This window comes from Mesorhizobium sp. PL10, from assembly GCF_053714315.1.
On sequence record NZ_JBSKBR010000026.1, the window covers coordinates 23,807 to 41,976 of the forward strand.

15 protein-coding genes and 2 pseudogenes are annotated in these 18,170 nt (G+C 59.7%); 10 read left to right on the plus strand and 7 right to left on the minus strand.

The features are described from left to right. Positions 1-2 precede the first annotated feature (2 nt). The 5 genes from ACWGTO_RS27985 to ACWGTO_RS28005 all read right to left on the minus strand — a co-directional run bounded on the left by ACWGTO_RS27985 (position 3) and on the right by ACWGTO_RS28005 (position 4,179). Entirely contained in the window at positions 3-1,112 is a 1,110-nt protein-coding gene (locus ACWGTO_RS27985; RefSeq protein WP_454578025.1) for an electron transfer flavoprotein subunit alpha/FixB family protein, read from the minus strand. A 1-nt stretch (position 1,113) separates the two neighbouring features. Continuing rightward, positions 1,114-1,977, minus strand: a complete 864-nt coding sequence (locus tag ACWGTO_RS27990) for an electron transfer flavoprotein subunit beta/FixA family protein (RefSeq protein WP_454578026.1) — start codon at positions 1,975-1,977, stop codon at positions 1,114-1,116. 179 nt (positions 1,978-2,156) lie between these two features. After that, complete coding sequence (gene nifW, locus ACWGTO_RS27995; RefSeq protein ID WP_454578027.1) at positions 2,157-2,540, minus strand: nitrogenase stabilizing/protective protein NifW; 384 nt, start codon at positions 2,538-2,540, stop codon at positions 2,157-2,159. Between the two features lie 63 nt (positions 2,541-2,603). Further along, the gene (gene nifS, locus ACWGTO_RS28000; protein WP_454578028.1) at positions 2,604-3,782 is read right to left on the minus strand and encodes a cysteine desulfurase NifS; all 1,179 of its coding nucleotides are present in this window, start codon (positions 3,780-3,782) and stop codon (positions 2,604-2,606) included. 76 nt (positions 3,783-3,858) lie between these two features. Next, positions 3,859-4,179 (minus strand): iron-sulfur cluster assembly accessory protein, encoded by a 321-nt coding sequence (locus tag ACWGTO_RS28005; protein WP_454578029.1) that lies wholly within the window; start codon positions 4,177-4,179, stop codon positions 3,859-3,861. Positions 4,180-5,066: 887 nt separating this feature from the next. On the opposite strand from ACWGTO_RS28005, the gene ACWGTO_RS28010 reads away from it, so the two are divergent. Both ACWGTO_RS28010 and ACWGTO_RS28015 read left to right on the plus strand, forming a co-directional pair. Next, a complete protein-coding gene (locus tag ACWGTO_RS28010; protein WP_454578030.1) occupies positions 5,067-7,004 on the plus strand; it encodes an ABC transporter ATP-binding protein in 1,938 nt (645 codons plus the stop codon). Further along, the gene (locus ACWGTO_RS28015) at positions 7,004-8,905 is read left to right on the plus strand and encodes an ABC transporter ATP-binding protein (protein WP_454578031.1); all 1,902 of its coding nucleotides are present in this window, start codon (positions 7,004-7,006) and stop codon (positions 8,903-8,905) included. Before ACWGTO_RS28010 ends, ACWGTO_RS28015 begins: the two co-directional genes overlap by 1 nt. A 172-nt stretch (positions 8,906-9,077) precedes the next feature. On the opposite strand, the gene rpoN is transcribed toward ACWGTO_RS28015, so the two are convergent. Continuing rightward, positions 9,078-10,511 carry an RNA polymerase factor sigma-54 gene (rpoN, locus tag ACWGTO_RS28020; protein WP_454578032.1) on the minus strand — a complete coding sequence of 478 codons (1,434 nt, stop codon included), beginning with the start codon at positions 10,509-10,511 and terminating at the stop codon, positions 9,078-9,080. A gap of 2 nt (positions 10,512-10,513) precedes the next feature. Next, on the minus strand, positions 10,514-11,119 hold the full coding sequence (locus tag ACWGTO_RS28025) for a redoxin family protein (RefSeq protein WP_454578033.1): 606 nt from the start codon (positions 11,117-11,119) through the stop codon (positions 10,514-10,516). A gap of 908 nt (positions 11,120-12,027) precedes the next feature. On the opposite strand from ACWGTO_RS28025, the gene ACWGTO_RS28030 reads away from it, so the two are divergent. The 8 genes and pseudogenes from ACWGTO_RS28030 (at position 12,028) to ACWGTO_RS28065 (ending at position 18,076) form a co-directional block, all read left to right on the plus strand. Continuing rightward, entirely contained in the window at positions 12,028-12,753 is a 726-nt protein-coding gene (locus ACWGTO_RS28030) for a nitrogen fixation protein NifQ (protein WP_454578034.1), read from the plus strand. 109 nt (positions 12,754-12,862) lie between these two features. After that, positions 12,863-14,093: pseudogene (locus tag ACWGTO_RS28035) on the plus strand (cytochrome P450). Positions 14,094-14,123: 30 nt separating this feature from the next. Continuing rightward, a pseudogene (locus ACWGTO_RS28040) lies at positions 14,124-14,326 on the plus strand (ferredoxin). 169 nt (positions 14,327-14,495) lie between these two features. After that, positions 14,496-15,038 (plus strand): nuclear transport factor 2 family protein, encoded by a 543-nt coding sequence (locus tag ACWGTO_RS28045; RefSeq protein ID WP_454578035.1) that lies wholly within the window; start codon positions 14,496-14,498, stop codon positions 15,036-15,038. A gap of 166 nt (positions 15,039-15,204) precedes the next feature. Continuing rightward, complete coding sequence (locus ACWGTO_RS28050) at positions 15,205-15,783, plus strand: SDR family NAD(P)-dependent oxidoreductase (RefSeq protein WP_454578036.1); 579 nt, start codon at positions 15,205-15,207, stop codon at positions 15,781-15,783. Beyond that, positions 15,698-16,111: an SDR family oxidoreductase gene (locus ACWGTO_RS28055; protein ID WP_454578037.1), complete on the plus strand. Its 414-nt coding sequence runs from the start codon at positions 15,698-15,700 to the stop codon at positions 16,109-16,111. Before ACWGTO_RS28050 ends, ACWGTO_RS28055 begins: the two co-directional genes overlap by 86 nt. Continuing rightward, positions 16,060-16,773, plus strand: coding sequence for an SDR family oxidoreductase (locus tag ACWGTO_RS28060; protein WP_454578038.1), 714 nt, complete (start codon positions 16,060-16,062; stop codon positions 16,771-16,773). Before ACWGTO_RS28055 ends, ACWGTO_RS28060 begins: the two co-directional genes overlap by 52 nt. A 220-nt stretch (positions 16,774-16,993) precedes the next feature. Further along, positions 16,994-18,076: an LLM class flavin-dependent oxidoreductase gene (locus tag ACWGTO_RS28065; RefSeq protein ID WP_454578039.1), complete on the plus strand. Its 1,083-nt coding sequence runs from the start codon at positions 16,994-16,996 to the stop codon at positions 18,074-18,076. Positions 18,077-18,170: the final 94 nt, after the last annotated feature.

The following is an 18,170-nucleotide window of genomic DNA, read 5'->3' on the forward strand; positions in this document are numbered from 1 at the left end:
CCTTAGCTCGCAAGCTTGTCGCGACTGTGCGGCGATAACCGCCGGGTGAAGGCTTCCGTCAACGCCGGCAGGAAGCGGATCGCATCGGCGGCGATACCGATATGGGCGAAATCGAAAATCGGCGCGTTCGGATCGGTATTGATGGCCACGATCAGATCGGCGCTTTCAATGCCCACCCGGTGCTGGATGGCGCCGGAAATTCCGGCCGCGATGTAGAGCTTTGGCCTGATGGTCTTGCCAGTCTGGCCGATCTGCCGTTCAGCCGACATCCAGCCCTTCTGGACCAGCGGGCGCGAACAGCCATATTCGGCGCCGAGCGCCCGCGCGAGCTTCGTCACAACCTGCAGGTTCTCCGCCCCGCCCAGGCCGAGGCCTCCCGCAACCACGACATCGGCATAGGCCAGATTCACCTTTACCGACTGCGCATCGGGCAGGAAGCCAAGGACCTTGGTGACGATCTCTTCTTCGAGCATCGACATCTTGTGTTCGACGACCTGCCCGACTGGCTTTTTCATACGCTGCGGCAACGCCATGACTCTCGGTCTCACTGTTGCCATCTGTGGCCGGCAGTTGAGCGTATAAATGGTGCATAGCAACGAACCCCCGAAAGTCGGCCGGGTCGCAGCAAGCGAACCGTCAGGATCCACATCAAGTTGGGTGCAGTCGGCCGTGAGCCCCGTCAGCAGGGTGGTCGCCACGGAGCCGGCAAGATCCCGGCCACGCATGGTGGCACCCAGAAGCAGGATCTCGGGTTTGTATTGATTGACCAAGTCAGTCATTGCCTTGGTAAAGGGCTCGTTGCGGTAGTCGGCGAGCAGCGGCGCCTCCACGATATAGACAAGGTCGGCACCATAGGCGAAGGCCTGGGCGACGGCATACCGTGAGGCCTCTCCCGGCGGTCCGAGCACGACTCCCGCAAGCTGCACGCCGAGCTTGTCGGCCAGCTTACGGCCTTCCCCCAGCAGTTCGAAAGAAACCGGATGGACTTCGCCCCGCTCCAACTCGATGAAAACCCAGACGTGCCGGTAATCCTTGAAACGCTCGGGCAAATCCTTCTTCATGCCGGGACGACCACTGGCGGCAGGCGGGGTTTCTTGGTTCACAAGCGACATCCTAAGCTCCTTGCCCCGAGCCACCTTCGAAGGCCAATTCGTGTTCCAGCGCCGGCTGGCGCGCGAAAATTGCGGCAATCAGCTCGTCGGCGAGATCACGCAGCGCCTTGTCTGCAGTGTCGATTTGCACCGCCTTTTCTGCCCGGCTGGGCGGGGCGAACACACGCTTCACGACAGTTGGCGATCCGCGAAGGCCGCATTTGCCGAGGTCCCCGATACCAGCCTCGGCCGCACTCCACTTTACGATCTGGCTGCGGGCGGCGCGCAGGGCATCGTGCAGCGAGCCGCGACGGATCTCGTTGACACCTTCCAGCACCGTAATGAGGCAAGGAAGCTTGCTCTTCAGCATCTGCATGCCGCCTTCCCCGCGGCGCTCGACCGTGATCTCTCGCGCATCGAGATCAAGGGAGGCGATCCTCGCGACATAGGTGAGTTGCAGGAGATCGAGGCGCTTGGCGATGCCTGGCCCGACCTGGGCCGTGTCGCCGTCGATCGTTTGCTTGCCAGTGAAGACGATATCTGGCGGGCCGAACGTCTCCCCGATCTTGCCGATAGCCTGAGACAGAGCGAAGGAGGTCGCCAGGGTGTCGGAGCCTGCAAAAAAACGGTCGGTCAGGAGCACGGCGCGGTCGGCGCCATAGGTGAGCGCCTTGCGCAGCGCGTCCTCTGCCATGGGCGGCCCCATAGTGAGCACGGTGACCTCGCCGCCGTCTGCGTCGCGTAGTCTCAGTGCCGCTTCAAGGGCAAACAGATCGTATGGGTTGATGATGGTCGGCACACCCTGGCGCATGATCGTGTTGGTAACCGGGTGGACGCGTATCTGAGCGGAGTCCGGGACCTGTTTGATACAGACGACGATATGCATGCGGTCTCTCTGGCTTCTATGGGATACGGCTTGGTGCTTGATCTGCTTGCAAGCACCATTCGTGCCAACCGTTTGGCATGTCGCTATACGTTGGAGACGCGGCACTCTGCTTTTGAGGCGTGTCCGTGAGAGGCGGGTTCGTCGGCTTCACGACATGTCTTATGGCAAACGTGTCGCGTTCACTCCTTTCCAAACGGCTTCAGGACGGAATCGAACGGGACGAAGGCAAGGCCCGGCGTGGCGGGCCGATTTGGGTCGCGGTCTTTCAGTACCTTGAAGACTCGTTGTTTGAGTGGCGAGGAAGTCGCGAAGTCCTCATAGGCGCGTTCCAGTGTGGCGCGCGCGCGTGCGGCGATCACCTGGTCGGTGAGACCGGAGAAATCCTCTTCGGCAAGATATTGGCCCATGCGCTTCATGATGTGGAGCCGCGAGACATTGAGCACCTTCGGATCATAGAAGGCGCCAAGGGCCACGAAGAACTCCTCCGCAGCAGACAAGCCTTTCAGCCGCGTGAGAATGTCGGTAACGTCGACGATTGGCCGTTCGGTGGAACAGTGGCTCATTTGTAAACTCCTTGGTGATGATGGTCCCTCGGGCTCGGCTTCCTCCTCCACCAAGATCCGCATTCAAATCCCATCGCCGTATCCGTTGCAGGCCGGGTAGGGGTCGCGCAGCTTCGCCACCAGTGCGGGCATGACCTCGAGCACCCGGTCGATATCCTTCCCGCTGTTGTAGCGCGACAAGGAGAAGCGGATTGCCCCTTGTGCGGCGCTGCCGGCAACGTTCATTGCTTTCAGGACATGGCTGAGCTCCTGCGAGCCGCAACTGCAGGCCGAGCCAGAGGAACAGGCGATGCCCTCGCGATCGAGAAGAAGCAGCAGGCCATCGGCCTCGGTATTCTCGAAGGCGATGTTGGTCGTATTCGGGAGCCGATCCAGCGGATCGCCGGTCACGAAAGCGTGTGGAATGCGCTGGAGAAGCCCGCTCTCCAAGCCGTCGCGGAGAGATCTTATCAGCTTGCTGTCCTCATCCATGAATTTCATGGCAAGTTCGGCTGCCTTGCCAAACCCGACTATCCCAGGGGTATTCTCGGTGCCGGCGCGCCGGTTGCGCTCCTGGTGCCCTCCCTTGATCAGAGAACGGAAGCGCACGCCGCGCTTGACATAAAGCCCACCGATCCCTTTGGGGCCGTGCAGCTTGTGCCCGGAGAGCGACAGCATGTCGATGGCTGTTGATTTCAGGTCCATCGGGAGCTTACCGACCGCCTGCACCGCGTCCGTATGGAACAGGGCACCGACTTCCTTGGCCAATTCAGCAAGCTCTGCCGTCGGGAAAATCGTGCCGGTCTCGTTATTTGCCCACATGATCGAAACGATTGCCACGTGCGCGGTGAGGGCGTCCTTATAGGCGTCAAGGTCGAGCCGGCCACGGCCATCCACCGGGATCTTGTGGACCTTGATGTCGCACGTCTTCTCAAGATGCTCGCAGAGCGCCAGCACGGCCGGATGCTCGACCGCGGAGGTCACAATTTCTGTCCGGCGCGGCATCACCCCCAGCGCCGAAAGGATCGCCGCATTGTTGCTTTCGGTTCCGCCCGATGTGAATGCGATTTCATCGTCGAATTGCGCGCCGATCAGCGCTTGCACCTGCTGGCGCGCCTTTTTCATGGCCACGCTCACGGCAGCGCCGAATCCGTGCTTTGACGAAGGATTGCCGAACTGATCCATAAACAGCGGCCGCATCGCTTCAAAGACTTCAGGATCCACTCGTGTGGTTGCGTTGTTGTCGAGATAGACCGGCCTCATGAGGCTCTCCTTCGCTGACCGAAAACACGCCCTTTGGGCGAGACCCGACCATTGACGGGTCTCTTCTCTCAGGCAATCAGCCGAAGGACTTCCCACAAGCGCATTTCTCCCGCGCTTTCGGGTTATCGAAGACAAAGCCAGAGGATTCGAAGCTCGTGACGAAATCGACCGTCATACCAGCGACATGGGGTTGCGAGCCTACGTCCACGAACACCCTGACGCCGTCTGTCTCGATGACCGCATCGCCCTCACGCGCAAGGCTTTCCAAGCCCATGAGATATTTCAGTCCCGCGCAGCCGCCCCCTTCCACCTTGATGCGCAAACCTTCCGCAGGCTCGCTGGCTTGGGAAAGCGCGGTCCTCACCGCGGCGACAGCATTTTCGGTGAGCGTGATCATGGGATGCCTTTCTCTTCGAGTGCGCGATGCCTTCGCCGATGTCGACGCATGTACCGTGCCAAGGAGAAAGTTGTTTTCTAAAACACCGCAATGTTTTTAGCGCCGGCACATCGCATGACGCAAATCGGATATCGCACACCACGCAGCCGGTGGAAGGCGTGGGCAGGGCTCTTCCTCTAGAAAGCTGCGCACCAAACACCCACTGTCGGCTTTGTCGAGCCCACAACATCGCGGTGTCCAGTCAGCCCCTTCAAGTCATTGAATAACATGAGGATCTGTTCTGTCAGGTCTTTCGACGCAATTGGCATGGCTTTTGAAGCTCCCTCGTCGCGAGGCGGCAGGAAAGCGACCGCCATTCATGTCAGCCGTGACATCGCAACGAAAGAAGGACAGCATCATGTCAGGTCTGCCTCAGATTCCCATTCAATGGGCCACGTGGCATTTACATTGGCCACCTCCCAAAACAGGTTCGCCGCTCCCCTCGATCTTCAGCAAAATATCTTGATCGTCAGCTGCGAGCCACCGGCCACTCCATCGGCACACCGCAGCTTCTGCGTCGACATTTCGGAAACGCCTCGAGACCGGTAGCGAACTGGTTGACGATGAAATAGCCGGCCGAGGCGACCACGATCGAGCCACCTGGTCTTCATGCGGAGGCGGACATCCTGCTCCGCAGTTTCCCTCCATTGTTCCTTTCAGTCTTCGCCATGGAAGGTGTCGATTCCGATTTGGATGCTGACGCATGCCCGGCCGGCGACCCGTCGCTTGCAAGATCATTCCACGAAGAGGGGGCACAACAACCTGCCGAAGCACTCGCGTCCTAACCAGGCCGAGCTCAGCCGTTCGCTTGCTCACCACACCACATCCAACGGCCGGGGACACACAAAATGGAACGCCAACCTTGGGTAATCGTCCTCCAGCAGGTGCTTGTTCTGGTCAGCCGCCCAACTAGCTCACCAAAGCTGAAGCAACCAGATCTGGAAGTTGTGCCCGTGAGCAGTCATGCTGATGGCGGGGCAACCGGTCCGAGGAATTCGCTCGCGCATGTGGAGGCGGCGGTTTGGGGCCGGGGCCTGAGCACGCTCACGCGTATAACATGCATGAATTTGCGGCACCGGCGGCAGGTTGCCTTCGCGATTGGATCGAGTTTCATCGCTGCAATCCTCCAGTTGCTCATTCCTGTAGTGCTCGGTGTGCTTTTTGACCAGGTCCCGATCGGCGGTACGGTCGAACCAGCGCTTTGGGTATGGGGTCTCCTGTTGCTCGCCATCACTGTGCTGCGTGGCCTTTTCACATTGGCGCACAACTACTTTGCCGAATCGGTCGGGCACCACTTCGCCTATGAGCTGCGGCTCGCCTGCTATGAGAAGATCCAGCGCCTCAGCTTCTCCTTTCATGACCAGGGGCATTCAGCCGATCTGATCACCATCTGCATGCTCGATGTCGAAGGCGTGTGCTGGTATTTCTCCACAGCGCTGGTCCGCGCCGTGCTACTGGCCATGCTAATCGGCATTGGCGCCTACATTCTGCTCTCCACCAATCTGGTGCTCGGTAGTCTGGCGCTGAGCTTTGTTCCGTTCGTCGCATGGCGCTCATCGCGCAGCCAGCTCACGCTGCGCGCCACTTGGTTCGAACTGCAAGGGCGGCTTGCGGTTCTAAGCCGCGTCATGGAGGAAAATCTCTGCGGCATTCGCGTCGTCCGCGCTTTTTCGGCGCAGGCCTACGAGATGCTGAAGTTCGATCGAGCGTCCAAGAGTGCGCTCGCACTTTCCCAAGAACGCGTGGACATTCACGCGCGCAACACTTCGGCGATGACCTTCTCCTTCTTTTTTGCCATGGGGCTGGTCCTCTGGATTGGCGGCAACAAGGTCATCGACGGTGAGATCAGCGTCGGAGACCTCACGACGTTCCTGTCATTGATGACCGTCCTGCAAATGCCGGTCCGCCAAATCGGGTTGATGGTCAACGCCTTCGCTCGCGCTTCGACATGCGGTTCGCGTCTGTTCGGCTTCCTCGACCTGGACATCACGATCAAGGATGCACCCGTCGCTAACCCCCTCCAGATCAGCGAGGGCACTTTGCGTTTTGAGAATGTCTCGTTCGCTTACCCTGGCGCTGAAAACCGCCAAACCCTGCGGAATATCAGTTTCCAGGCCCGCCGAGGCGAGACTGTCGCTATCGTCGGTCCACCCGGCTCGGGCAAGTCGACAATTGCTCACTTGATCCCGCGTTTTTACGATGTCACCGGCGGCAGCATCACGCTTGATGGGCAAGATATCCGCAACATCACCCTTTCCTCGCTTCGCAGGGCGGTCGCGGTCGTGCAGCAAGAACCGTACTTGTTCACCACAACGGTAGAGAACAACATCGCTTACGGAGACCCCTGGGCCAGCGAACCGCGGATCGAGGGCGCAAGCGAATTCGCCCAGCTGCACAACTACATCCTGGGCCTGCCCGCTGGCTACAAGACAGTCGTGGGCGAACGTGGCGTTTCCCTCTCGGGCGGCCAACGCCAGCGTCTCACAATTGCCCGCGCGATGATGTTGTGTCCATCAGTAATTGTTTTTGACGACTCGACCGCAGCGATCGACGCCGCTACCGAACAGCGCATTCGCTCCGCCATGCGCCGTTTCGCCAAAGACCGCGTGACCATCATCATTGCCCACCGGCTGAGTTCCGTCATGCATGCAAATCAAATTCTTTTCGTTGAAAATGGCGAGATCGTCGAACGTGGCACTCATGAAGAGCTTCTGGTCAAGGGAGGGCGCTACGAGGCCCTTCACAATCTTCAGAGGCGCCCACGCGATGATGACGGCGCGAACTGATGCCGCAGATCGTCGAAGTTGAAAGCGAACGCAACGATGTCGGCGACGGTACGCGTCCGCCGCGCGCTGTCGTCGGCTCGCATCGGATGGAAGATGAGGTGTTCGGACGGGCTTTTGACAAGAACATTGTCCGGCGGATCTGGGCATTCGTTGAGCCTTACCGGATCAAGGTTGTCATCGCCGTTTTCGCAGTCCTGATCTGCGCCGGAGTGCAGCTTCTCATCCCGCTGATCATTAGCTACGCGGTCGAGCACGCTATCACTCCGGGAAGCCGCGATCGATCTGCGCTGCTTGCGGCCGCTGGCGCCTTTTTTGTCGCGATTCTGGCCAATTACGCTGCCAGCTACATGCAACAGAGCGTGATCGGCAAAATGGTCGAGGTTGTGCTCTTCGACATTCGCGGCGCCATGTTCCGCCATCTGCAGAAGGTTTCGCTTTCCTTTATGGACCAGACCGAGGTCGGACGTCTAATGTCGCGACTCCAGGGCGATGTCAGTTCAATCCAGGAATTTCTCGAGACATCAGTGCTTTCGGTGGGCGATATCGCCCTTCTTTTCGGCATCGTCTTCGTCATGTTGTGGCTGGACTTGTCGTTGGCGCTCCTTACGCTTTCGGTCTTGCCAGTCCTCTTCATCGTCCGCATCTTCTGGCTGCCGAGCGCCCGCAATGCCTTCATGGCCGCGACTGAGACCAATGCGGCCGCCAATGGCGCGCTGGCCGAGGCCATTCATGGCGTGCGGGTCGTCCAATCTATGGATCGCCAGAAGGTCAATTTTGTCCTCTATGACGACAAGGCCCGTGCCAATCTCAAGACCCAACTGACAGCGGCCAAATACGCCCAGGTCACGGTGCCGATCGTCGATACCCTCACAGGCCTTGCCTTGGCCGCCATCGTCGTGGGCGGTTCAAAGGTCGTGAACGACCGCATTGATGTGGGCGTGACGATAGCATTTTTGTTTTATATCCAGCGCTTCTTCGACCCGATCCGCTCGCTCACGCTGCAGTATTCTGTCATGCAACGCGCAATGGCCTCCGGCAAACGACTGACAGAGGTGCTCGACCTGGACATCGAGATTCATGACAAGCCTGACGCCAAGGCGCTTTCGCCGCAGATGGACGGTTCGGTCGAATTCAGGAATGTCACTTTCGGCTACGATCCCAAACATCCGGTGCTGAAAAACATTTCCTTGAAGATCAGCCCGGGCGAGACCGTCGCCCTGGTGGGCCCCACCGGTTCGGGCAAATCGAGCGCCATGGCGCTCGTTCACCGCTTCTATGATGTCCAGCGCGGCCAGGTGCTGGTCGGCGGACATGATGTGCGCGACCTGACCCAGGATTCGCTCGGACGGCAGGTCGCCATGGTCCTGCAGGAGCCGTTCCTCTTCACGGGGACGATCTTCGACAACATCCGCTACCATAGGACGGACGCGACGCGCGACGAGGTCATCGAAGCCGCCAAAGCTGTCGGCGCCCATAACTTCATTGTGAACCTGGCCGGCGGCTACGACGCCCCTCTGGCCGAGCGGGGAGGCAATCTCTCGCTCGGTCAGCGCCAGCTCATCAGTTTCGCTCGCGCTCTCCTGGCCGATGCCAAGATCCTCATCCTCGACGAGGCGACCGCCAATATCGACAGCTACACGGAAATGCTGATCCAGAAGGCTCTAACAAGGCTTCTTGAAGGCCGCACTGGCTTGGTGATTGCCCACCGTCTTGCCACGATCCGCAATGTCGACCACGTCATCGTGCTGCAGAACGGAGAAGTGATCGAAACCGGCAACCACGATCAGCTTATGGCCATGGGCGGACTGTACTTCAAACTGTACAACCTCAATTATGCGTCGTTCGACAACATTCCCGAGGAGCAACCCGATGTCGCCGCCCAAAGGGGGGACCAGACTTGATGTCGTGGCAGCTGTTCACGCAATTGCAGGACCTGGTTCAGCACCCAGCGCAGCGAACACGTCGGGCGGGGCGGCCTTGGCCGGACATAGGCCACAACCACCTCTCATCAATCAAGAACGCCATCGTCTTTGATTGTGAAGTTTTCGCCGCGGGACCAGTGGGTAGATTTGATCAAGGCCAGCCACGCTTCTCCCGGCGCCGTTGCACGGAGGAGGGGATGTTCATTGCCTCCCGGTATTTCATGACGGTGCGGCGAGCAAGGTCGATGCCGTTTTGCCTCAGCCGCACGGCAATGTCCTCATCGGAAAGGACGGCATCTTCCGCGGCGATCATCGCCTTGATCTGATGACGAACGGCTTCGGCGGAGTGGGCGCCGCCGCCTTCGCAAGAGCCGATCGCGACGGTGAAGAAATACTTCAGTTCGAACACGCCACGCGGCGTGAGCATGTACTTGTTAGACGTCACCCGGCTGACAGTCGACTCATGCATATTGATCGCTTCGGCGACGGTTCTAAGATTGAGGGGCCGTAGATGGTCCACGCCATGTCTCAAAAAGGCATCCTGCTGGTGGACAATTTCAGCGGCCACCTTGAGGATCGTCTTGGCGCGCTGATCGAGGCTGCGGACGAGCCAATTCGCGTTCTCCAAGCATTCGTTCAGGAATGCCTGATCTTTCGGATTTTGGGCGGTAAGTCGGGAGACCTCGGTGAAATAGATTTGGTCGACCAGCACCCTGGGCAACGTGTCCGGATCAAGTTCGACATTCCATCCACCTGCGGCGGATGCCTGGACCCACACATCGGGTACAATCGATTCCAGTCCCCCTGATTGGAATCGGTTACCTGGCTTGGGATCGAGCGCAAGCAGTTCGTGCCGCATGTCTAGAAGGTCCTCATCATCGACCCCGCAGAGCCGCTTCAATGCCTTGAAGTCACGGTCAGCGACCATCTGCAGATTTTCGACCAGAGTTGTCATGGCCGGATCGAACCGGTTTTTTTGGCGCAACTGTATTTCCAGGCACTCGCCGAGGTCCCGCGCGAATATCCCCGGTGGGTCAAAAAGCTGCAAGGTTGCTAGAACCCTTTCCACAACAGCCACGGAAAGGTTCAGCATTCCGGCTAGCTCCAAAAGATCCACCTGAAGATAACCAGCGTCGTCCAGATGACTGGCAAGCGCGCCGGCAATCATCCGCTCCTGTGGGTTCAACGCAGTGAGGGCGATCTGACGGGCGACATGTTCGTGCAGTGTTTCGGGATTGGCGACAAACGTTTCCGCGGTAAGGTTTTCCCCGGGCCCGACAGCGGATGTGTCGTGCGTTGACTTCTGTTGCCTTAGCCGCTCAGAAGAGTCCGCTTTGAGAGGCCTATCAACCGGGTTTTCGCGTTCGCCGCTGAGCGGATCCTCCCCCAAAATCGGCGAGCCGTCACCATCAGCCTCACTGTCGTTTGTAGCCAGCTCCAAAAAGGGGTTCTTCTCGACTTGCTGCTCTACGAATTGGCGCAGTTCCGTGTGCGCCAGTTGCAGCAAGCGAATTGATTCAATGAGCTGAGGTGTTAGAACCAGAGATTGCTTCTGGCTCAGAAGCAGGCTTGCTGAGGGCTTCATGATTACCGCAATGCCCTTGGCCTGTGCGCAACTGGCCCTGAGACGTTGACTCCACCAGGCCGTACCGCGGCCGTGGTTTTAACGCCCCTCAGGGTGCCAAGAATGTTCTGCGGTGACGAGACGCCATAGGGGTCGGTCTCGCAGTTATCGGAGAAACCTTCCTCCTCGAACCATTGCTCCACTACACCATCGTTGATGAGTGCGGCGTAACGCCAGGAGCGCATACCGAAGCCGACATTGTCCTTGGCCACCAGCATACCCATTTTGCGCGTAAACTCGCCCGAGCCGTCCGGAATGAGCTGAACCTTTCTCACCCCCAAGGCCTTGCCCCACGCATTCATGACGTAGGCGTCATTGACCGAGACGCAGTAGATCGCCTCAACTCCCTCTTTCTCGAACTCATCATAGAGCTCTTCAAAATCCGGCACTTGGTAAGTCGAGCAAGTCGGCGTGAAGGCCCCAGGCAGCGAGAACAGGATGACGCGCTTGCCTCTGAAATAGTCGTCGGATGTGTTGTCATCCCAACGGTATGGATTCGGCCCGCCAATAGAGTCATCGCGAATACGTGTGCGAAAGGTAACCAACGGAATTTTATTTTTCACGGTCATCAAGGTTGCTCCTCAAGAAGGGAAACTGGTGCGGTACTTCGCTGTTGGGACGACGCAACGCCGACCGCCAACCGGCGATGAGATGAAGGCCTTGGGCGTTCCCAATCCCCGGGGAGCCCTAGTTCCTGCTCTTCGGCATCCGACAACAGTGATTTGGGTGACCTGGATCCTCTGGCACGCCTTCGGCGGCCATGCCGCTGGAAGGGAAACCGATGAGGAACGGTTTGTCCTCGCGCAAAAGGTGCCGGTGTGTCGCGCCGAAGACGGCGATATACATCGAAAGCAACAATCTCCCGACCGGCATGGTCACCACGCTCGAAATGAATTGTCCGGCCGACCCTCAAACCGGCGCAAACGTCCGCCGATCTCTGGGCGCACCGGAAATGTGTTGCTTCACGGTCAATAACGGCGGTGGCGCGCAAAGCGTGCGCCGCGCGCGGCATTGCCAAATGCGCGGTATGCAAGCCGCATCCGCATTGCCATTCCGGTTGCAACAAGGCTCATCTCCTTAGTCCGTCAAGCGTTCGCCGATATCGACGCATTTACCGTGCCAAGGGAGAAATCGTTTCGGAACAAGGAGGCGGTTCCAGTATGCTTGTCGCATGTCGGACATCGGACAAGGGCAGTCGGAAGGCTCGGAAATCCGCGTCCGCTGCGCAGAATCCTGTCCACCATTCGGGATGCTGAAACCGACACCCCAATGTCGGGTTTGTCGGAATCGGTGACGCTTGTGTCGTCCGCGTTCTCGCCGCGCTCCCACTAAACTCACGAGAAATGCCTTCTAGGTTCTCGTTGTGTCGGTGGCGGCGCAGTTGGCACGCCGTTTGAATCCCTCGCCACTAGCGGTAGGACGCAGGCTTTCAAGTCGCGGATGACGTCGTGATCGAGGCCAACGAAGCAGGAGCGAAATGTCAGGTCAGTCTCATGGCATCGTTAGGAAACCGGGCATCACTGGCGGAGTTCGAACGCCCTATTGGCCCCGTCGGCTTCCACATGCATGCGCGCCCGGCGCCGTTCAATGGCCTTCGATCGATCCGGCGCTAAGGTTCGATGAGTATGTGCTTGCCTGTGTCCTCTCAAAAGCGCTCAAGGAGATCGATGCCAGCGAGGCGACTGCGACGGAGGCAACCGGCCTTTCGCGCGCCGAACTGCGTGGTATCCTGATCGACCATTTCCCGCATGTTCCTATCAGTGCCTTCGCCCTGGAAGAGGCGACCGACGTCGAGCCGGATATGGAGGAACAACTGCTGCGCGACCTCCTGCTGGCGCAGTCCCGGCCGGAAGACCCGGCGAGCGCCCGGTTTGCCAAAATCATCGCGCGGCGCGCCATGCGCGATGACCATCTCTGGCAGGATCTTGGCCTTTTCAACCGGGCCGAACTCAGCCGCTTGCTCGCCACGCAGTTCCCGACACTGGCAGCCGGCAACACCAAGAACATGAAATGGAAGAAGTACCTTTACCGCATGCTCTGCGAAGCTGAAGGCTTTTCAATATGCACCGCGCCCAGTTGCCGCCAATGCAGTGATTTCGAAAGCTGCTTTGGCTCCGAGGAAGACGAAAGCAGGCTTGCGCGGATCAGGAACGACATAGGCCTGAACGAAAAGTCGCTTCCTTCACAGGCACGCGGCCGCTAACGCTTCATCCGCCCGTGTTACTGGGAGGAGGGAAGTTCATTCGCTTCGCACTTGTGACAGCGCTCTCGAGCCGGAGGCCCAACCCCATACGGTCCCAAGGAGGCTTCAGATGAGGAAAAACGAAGCTGCGAGCAACCCTGTTCCAGGTCATGTCCCGCCCGAACTGGTAAGGGACTTCAGCCTGTTCACGTCGCCTGGGATGCCCCCCACGGCCAACGGGGATCCGCACGCAGCTGTGAGCTGCATCCATGCTGGGCCGCCATCTTTTACACCCCCCACAACACCCGCGATGGCCGGGGTATCTGGGTCATCACGCCCGCCAGAGACCAGCGTAGCGTGCTGCAGGACACCGACACCTTTTCCAGCCACCGCAGCATCTTCGCCTCCGCGCTCGGCGAAAACTGGCCGATGATCCCACTTGAACTCGACCCACCAGCTCATGGCATTTTTCGTTCACTCCTCAACCCACTGTTTTCGCCCGAGCGGGTAAGAGCGCTGGAACCAGCTATCCGGGTGCGGGCGATCGCACTCATCGACAGGATCGCCGCCTCGGGCACAAGCTGCGATGTTATGAAGGATTTCGCCTTCCCTTTCGCGGTCAGCATCTTTCTTCGCTTTCTCGGGCTGTCCGACGACCGCCTCGACTTATTTGTCGGCTGGGGGAAGGATCTTCTGCACGGCGAGGGTGTCAAAAGGCCGGCAGCAGCCCAGCGGATTGTCTCTTTTATCGACGACCTCGCAGCCCTGCGCCGCAAGGTACCCGTCGGTGATTTCATGACCTTCGTCGTCGAGGCTAAGGTCGAGGGCCGCCCGCTGACCGACAAGGAAGTCCTGGGCATCGGCGTGCTCGTGTTCGTTGCGGGTCTCGACACGGTTGCAGCAGCAATAGGCTTTGATTTGGCCTATCTCGCGCGCAATCCAAAAGACCAGGAATGGCTGCGGCCCAAACCCGAACGCATCGTGCTGGCAGCCGAAGAATTGCTACGCGCCTTTCCGACCGTGCAGATGATCCGCGTGGCAACCAAAGATATCGACTTCGAAGGCGCACCTATCCGCAAGGGGGACTATATTTCCTGTGCCACGATGACTGCCAAACGTGATCCGACGGAATTCGCATTCCCCGACACGGTCGATCTGGCACGAGAGGACAATTGCCACACCGCCTTTGCCCATGGTCCCCCCGCTGCCTTGGCTCACACCTTGCGCGGCGCGAGATTGTCATTGGCCTTGAGGAGTGGCTGGCGCGCATCCCCGCGTTCCGGATCAAGGAAGGTACGACGCCCATCACCCACGGCGGCCATTTGTTCGGGATCAAAAATCTGATCCTGGACTGGTGCTGACCAACGCCGAACAAATGTGGAGCTAAAGCCATGCGCATCATCGTCCGCAATGCCAAATGCCAGGGTCACGCGCGATGCTGGGCACAAGCACCGGATGTCTTCACGCTTGATGACGAGGGCACATTCTGCCCGGTGACATCAAGGTGGCGGTGGGAGACGAACTGCTGGCGGCACGCGGCGCACGATCATGCCCCGAGCGTGCCCTGCAAATCGATTGCACGGCCGTTGCTTGAATTGCGACCATCTTTGTCACGGGGGCCTGGCTCGCATCGAGCCGCACCAAAAACGCGCAAACAGCCAGGCGAGGTGCATCCACCGTCCCCGTCAAGCGCCGAACAACCGTTGTTGCGCAACTCAATGCGCGAAAACGCCTCTCCCAATCTCAGAACCTGGGACACAGCAATGGACCACGCAAGAGTTATCGAACTGCTCGACCGCGAGGCAATCCGCGACTGCCTTTATCGCTACTGCCGCGGAATAGACCGCGCCGACGAGGCGGCACTGCGCAGCGCGTACTGGCCCGATGCGCATGACGATCATGGTGCCTATTGCGGCCCGGCCGAGGGCTTCATCCAGTTTGTGCTCGATATCTTCAAGACCCGACCGCGCTACGTCCATCAGGTCACTAACATCCTGATTGATTTCATCAGCCCCGCTAACGCCGCAGTCGAGAGTTATTTCACCGCGCTACAACGCGGACCCGGTAGGACCGGCGAGATGCGCCAGGAGCTCCTCTGCGGCCGCTATTGCGATCTATTTCAGAAGCGGGAAGGGGCGTGGCGGATTGCCGAACGGACGGTGGTCTACGACTGGCTGGAGGAGCAAATCCCGCCAGCGGGCTTCGAGCCCGAGCGGTTCGGGCCCCGGCAGCCGATCGGAGCACCGCATCCAGTCGACCCGGTCTACGCGCTCGCCACGCGCCGCGGCGGAGGCGAAAGACTGTGACTGTGGTGCGATGTCCCAGCCCCTTTCCGGCGAAAGCCCGTCCGCTCGCCATGCTGCGGAGAAAATTTGTGACCCAGAGCGGATCTGGCCCACTTGGGCGGAAATCCTTCCGACGCCTGGCGTCGCAGGGGCCGAGATCGGTGGCGCCGATGGCGGCGCTGGTCTCATGAACCGGCTGGCAGGACGCATCGTGATCATTACAGGCGCTGCAGGCGCGAGCGGCCATGTCCTGGCCAATACGCTTGCCGCAGGGGGAGATGTCGTCGTTGCGGTGGACCTTCCCGGCAGTGGGGTGCTTGAACTGGCTCGCGGTCTCGGCCGTCCGCATATCGGCCTCGAGTACGATGTCTCGAAAGAGGAGGACATCCTTGCCCTTTACCGCCGGGTCGAAGCACAGTTCGCGCAGATCAGCGTACTCGTCAACAACGCAGCTATTGGGCCCACCATGGATGCGACTGTCGAGACCAGTATCGAGTCCTTCCGACGCACCCTGGCAGTAAACTTGATCGGGCCCTTTGTCATGGCCCGCGAAGCAGCGAGGCGGATGCAACCCGGCGCTGTCATCGTCAACGTCGCGTCGATATCGGGCATAGCCAGCAATCCCAAGCGCAATGCCTACGGTGCGTCGAAAGCGAGGCCTTATCTCCTTCACGAAATCTTTGGCATGCGAGTGGGCTGCGCGCGGCATTCGCGTGACGGCAGTGGCACCGGGCTATGTGCGTACTTCGATGACGGCGGCACTTGAAACTGACGGCAATGCGGACCTGGCGGCGGTGCGCCGCCGCGTGCCGATGGGGCGCATAGGGCGCCCCGATGAGGTCGCCCGGGCCGTACGATTTCTGGCCAGCCCGCAAGCGAGTTACATCACCGGTTCAGTGATCACGGTTGATGGTAGTTGGATGTCCTTCAATCAGCCGGCGATGCACATCCGCCGGTCGATGGGACGCCAGGAGCCGAACTCTCCCGTCCAGCCGAGCCCACCGGCGCGCGGGTCGTGCTTGTCACGGGCGGGGCAAAGGGCATGGGCGCGGCCGTCGTTCGCCGCTTTGCCGCGAACGGGGACACCGTCGTGATTGCCGACAGAGATGGCACTGCCGCGACAGAACTCGCTCGATCGCTCGGCGGCGAGCATGTCGCGAAAACGGTGAAGACCGTCGAGAGCGACGTGGTGGCGCTGTTCGACGAATTGAGGGGGCGCTTCCGCCGCTTGGAGGTCCTGGTCAACAGTGCTGCTGTCGCCGATACGTCGGCGGTCGACCGAATGCCGGCACAGACCGACCACGTTCTTGATGTGACTCTTGCCGGCGCCTTCACCTGCGCGCGTGAGGCGATCAAGATGATGGGCCCCGGAGGCATGATCCTTCATATCTTACCGCTCGACACCTCTTTGCCCTTGGCACCGCGCCATGCCTATGGTGCATCCAAGGCGGGGTTGGAAATTCTGACCCGGTGCATGGCGGCCGAATTGGGGCCGAGCGGCATGCGGACGGCCACCGTCGCTCGTGGCTACATCGGCACCTCTGGCAGCAGCATTGACCCGAAAGCGATCAGCCGGCGCATCCCGATGGGCAGGATGGGACAGCCAGAAGAAGTCCCGGACGCAGTGCTCTTCCTGGCTTCGCCTGACGCTTCATACGTCAACGGCTCAATCCTGTATGTGGACGGCGGCTTGACCTCGTTCGGTGATGCAGGTTCACCAGCGAACTCGATCAGGAGGCAACCGAGGACTGGATGATTTTTCGACTGAACTGGCGGGCTGGTGCACGAAAGCGCGGCGCAAGGCGGGGCCGCATAAAGCGCCAACCTTCCGGGCTGCGATCGCCGAACCGGAAGCGGCTTAGCGCAGTGTGGTGGACTGATCGACCACCAAGACAGCATCGACACCGCGGCCAACGCCTGGACACACATCTCAAGCATCCCCCGTTCAGCCAACCTCCGTGAAACAAGGAACCATCATGGAATTCGCGACATTCATCCTGGCCGCTCAACGCGGCTATCATCAATCGTCCAGCAGTGTGATCCGCAACTCCATTGAACAGGCGGTGGTTTCCGAACAGGCTCAATTCAAAACCGCCTGGTTCGCCGAGCACCACTTCAACAATTACAGCCTGATTCCGTCGCCCTTGATGATGGTGGCGCACTGCGCCGGTGTGACGAACACCATTCGGCTCGGCACCGGCGTGTGCGTTCTCCCGCTCCATCAGCCACAGCGCCTCCTCTCCGAGATAGGCTTCGCCGACATCGTTTCGAATGGCCGCCTCGAGCTCGGAGTCGGCTCGGGGTACCAGCAGTTCGAGTTCGAGCGTTTCGGCGTCGATGTCGATGAGGCGCCAGCTGTATTTTCTGAATATTTGGATATTCTTCTCAAGGGCCTCAACCAAAAGATCTTCGAGCACAATGGCCAGTATGAGAAGATACCGCCGACGGCGATCTCGTTACGCACCCTTCAGAAGCCGACCCCCCCGATCTGGATTGCTGCCGGGTCCGCGCGCAGCATTGGCCGGGCGTATCGTGAGGGACACAATCTTTTTGTCACGGCATTCCATAACGGCTTGGAGACAATGCGGATGCTGCGCGAAAGCATCGAGAAGGCGGCGAGTTGCGAGGCCAAGAATGCCGCGCACGCCAGGATATCGCTGCTGCGATGTTGCTTTGCCAGCGACAACGCCGCGGAAATCAACAGCTATCTCGACAATGCCCGTTTTCAGCGCCGGCTATCTGAAGCACTGCATCAGCGCCGCCAGCAGAGCCAGGACGGCTACCTGCTGCACGAAACACCGACGCAGCAAGATCTGTCCTTCGAGATTATGCGCGAGAACTTGCCGATCGGCAGCGTGAATCGAGTGATCGATCGCCTGCTGGAAGAGATAAACATCCTGAAGCCGGACCAGATAGCGATTCAGACCCAATTGGGAGATTTCGACCAGAAGACGATGTTGCGCCAGCTCGATCTGTGGGGGAACAAGATCATCCCGGCGGTCAACAAAGCGCTTGGTCACGCCGGGGTTTCAAATTCGCAAGGGCCTGAATTGAATTAGTCTGTGCTGGCGTGGTGCTGTGCGTTTCGACGGACTCCTTTTAAGCGACGTCGCTCTTGGTTCGACCAAGCGCGCCCCTCTTTCACGGCGGGAA

Bases quoted from the DNA above. Each gene is read 5' to 3' on its own strand.
- ACWGTO_RS27985 (WP_454578025.1), bottom strand. From the start codon at position 1,112: ATGTCGCTTGTGAACCAAGAAACCCCGCCTGCCGCCAGTGGTCGTCCC.
- ACWGTO_RS27990 (WP_454578026.1), bottom strand. From the start codon at position 1,977: ATGCATATCGTCGTCTGTATCAAACAGGTCCCGGACTCCGCTCAGATA.
- nifW (WP_454578027.1), bottom strand. From the start codon at position 2,540: ATGAGCCACTGTTCCACCGAACGGCCAATCGTCGACGTTACCGACATT.
- nifS (WP_454578028.1), bottom strand. From the start codon at position 3,782: ATGAGGCCGGTCTATCTCGACAACAACGCAACCACACGAGTGGATCCT.
- ACWGTO_RS28005 (WP_454578029.1), bottom strand. From the start codon at position 4,179: ATGATCACGCTCACCGAAAATGCTGTCGCCGCGGTGAGGACCGCGCTT.
- ACWGTO_RS28010 (WP_454578030.1), top strand. From the start codon at position 5,067: ATGGAACGCCAACCTTGGGTAATCGTCCTCCAGCAGGTGCTTGTTCTG.
- ACWGTO_RS28015 (WP_454578031.1), top strand. From the start codon at position 7,004: ATGCCGCAGATCGTCGAAGTTGAAAGCGAACGCAACGATGTCGGCGAC.
- rpoN (WP_454578032.1), bottom strand. From the start codon at position 10,511: ATGAAGCCCTCAGCAAGCCTGCTTCTGAGCCAGAAGCAATCTCTGGTT.
- ACWGTO_RS28025 (WP_454578033.1), bottom strand. From the start codon at position 11,119: ATGACCGTGAAAAATAAAATTCCGTTGGTTACCTTTCGCACACGTATT.
- ACWGTO_RS28030 (WP_454578034.1), top strand. From the start codon at position 12,028: ATGTCAGGTCAGTCTCATGGCATCGTTAGGAAACCGGGCATCACTGGC.
- ACWGTO_RS28045 (WP_454578035.1), top strand. From the start codon at position 14,496: ATGGACCACGCAAGAGTTATCGAACTGCTCGACCGCGAGGCAATCCGC.
- ACWGTO_RS28050 (WP_454578036.1), top strand. From the start codon at position 15,205: ATGAACCGGCTGGCAGGACGCATCGTGATCATTACAGGCGCTGCAGGC.
- ACWGTO_RS28060 (WP_454578038.1), top strand. From the start codon at position 16,060: ATGGGCGCGGCCGTCGTTCGCCGCTTTGCCGCGAACGGGGACACCGTC.
- ACWGTO_RS28065 (WP_454578039.1), top strand. From the start codon at position 16,994: ATGGAATTCGCGACATTCATCCTGGCCGCTCAACGCGGCTATCATCAA.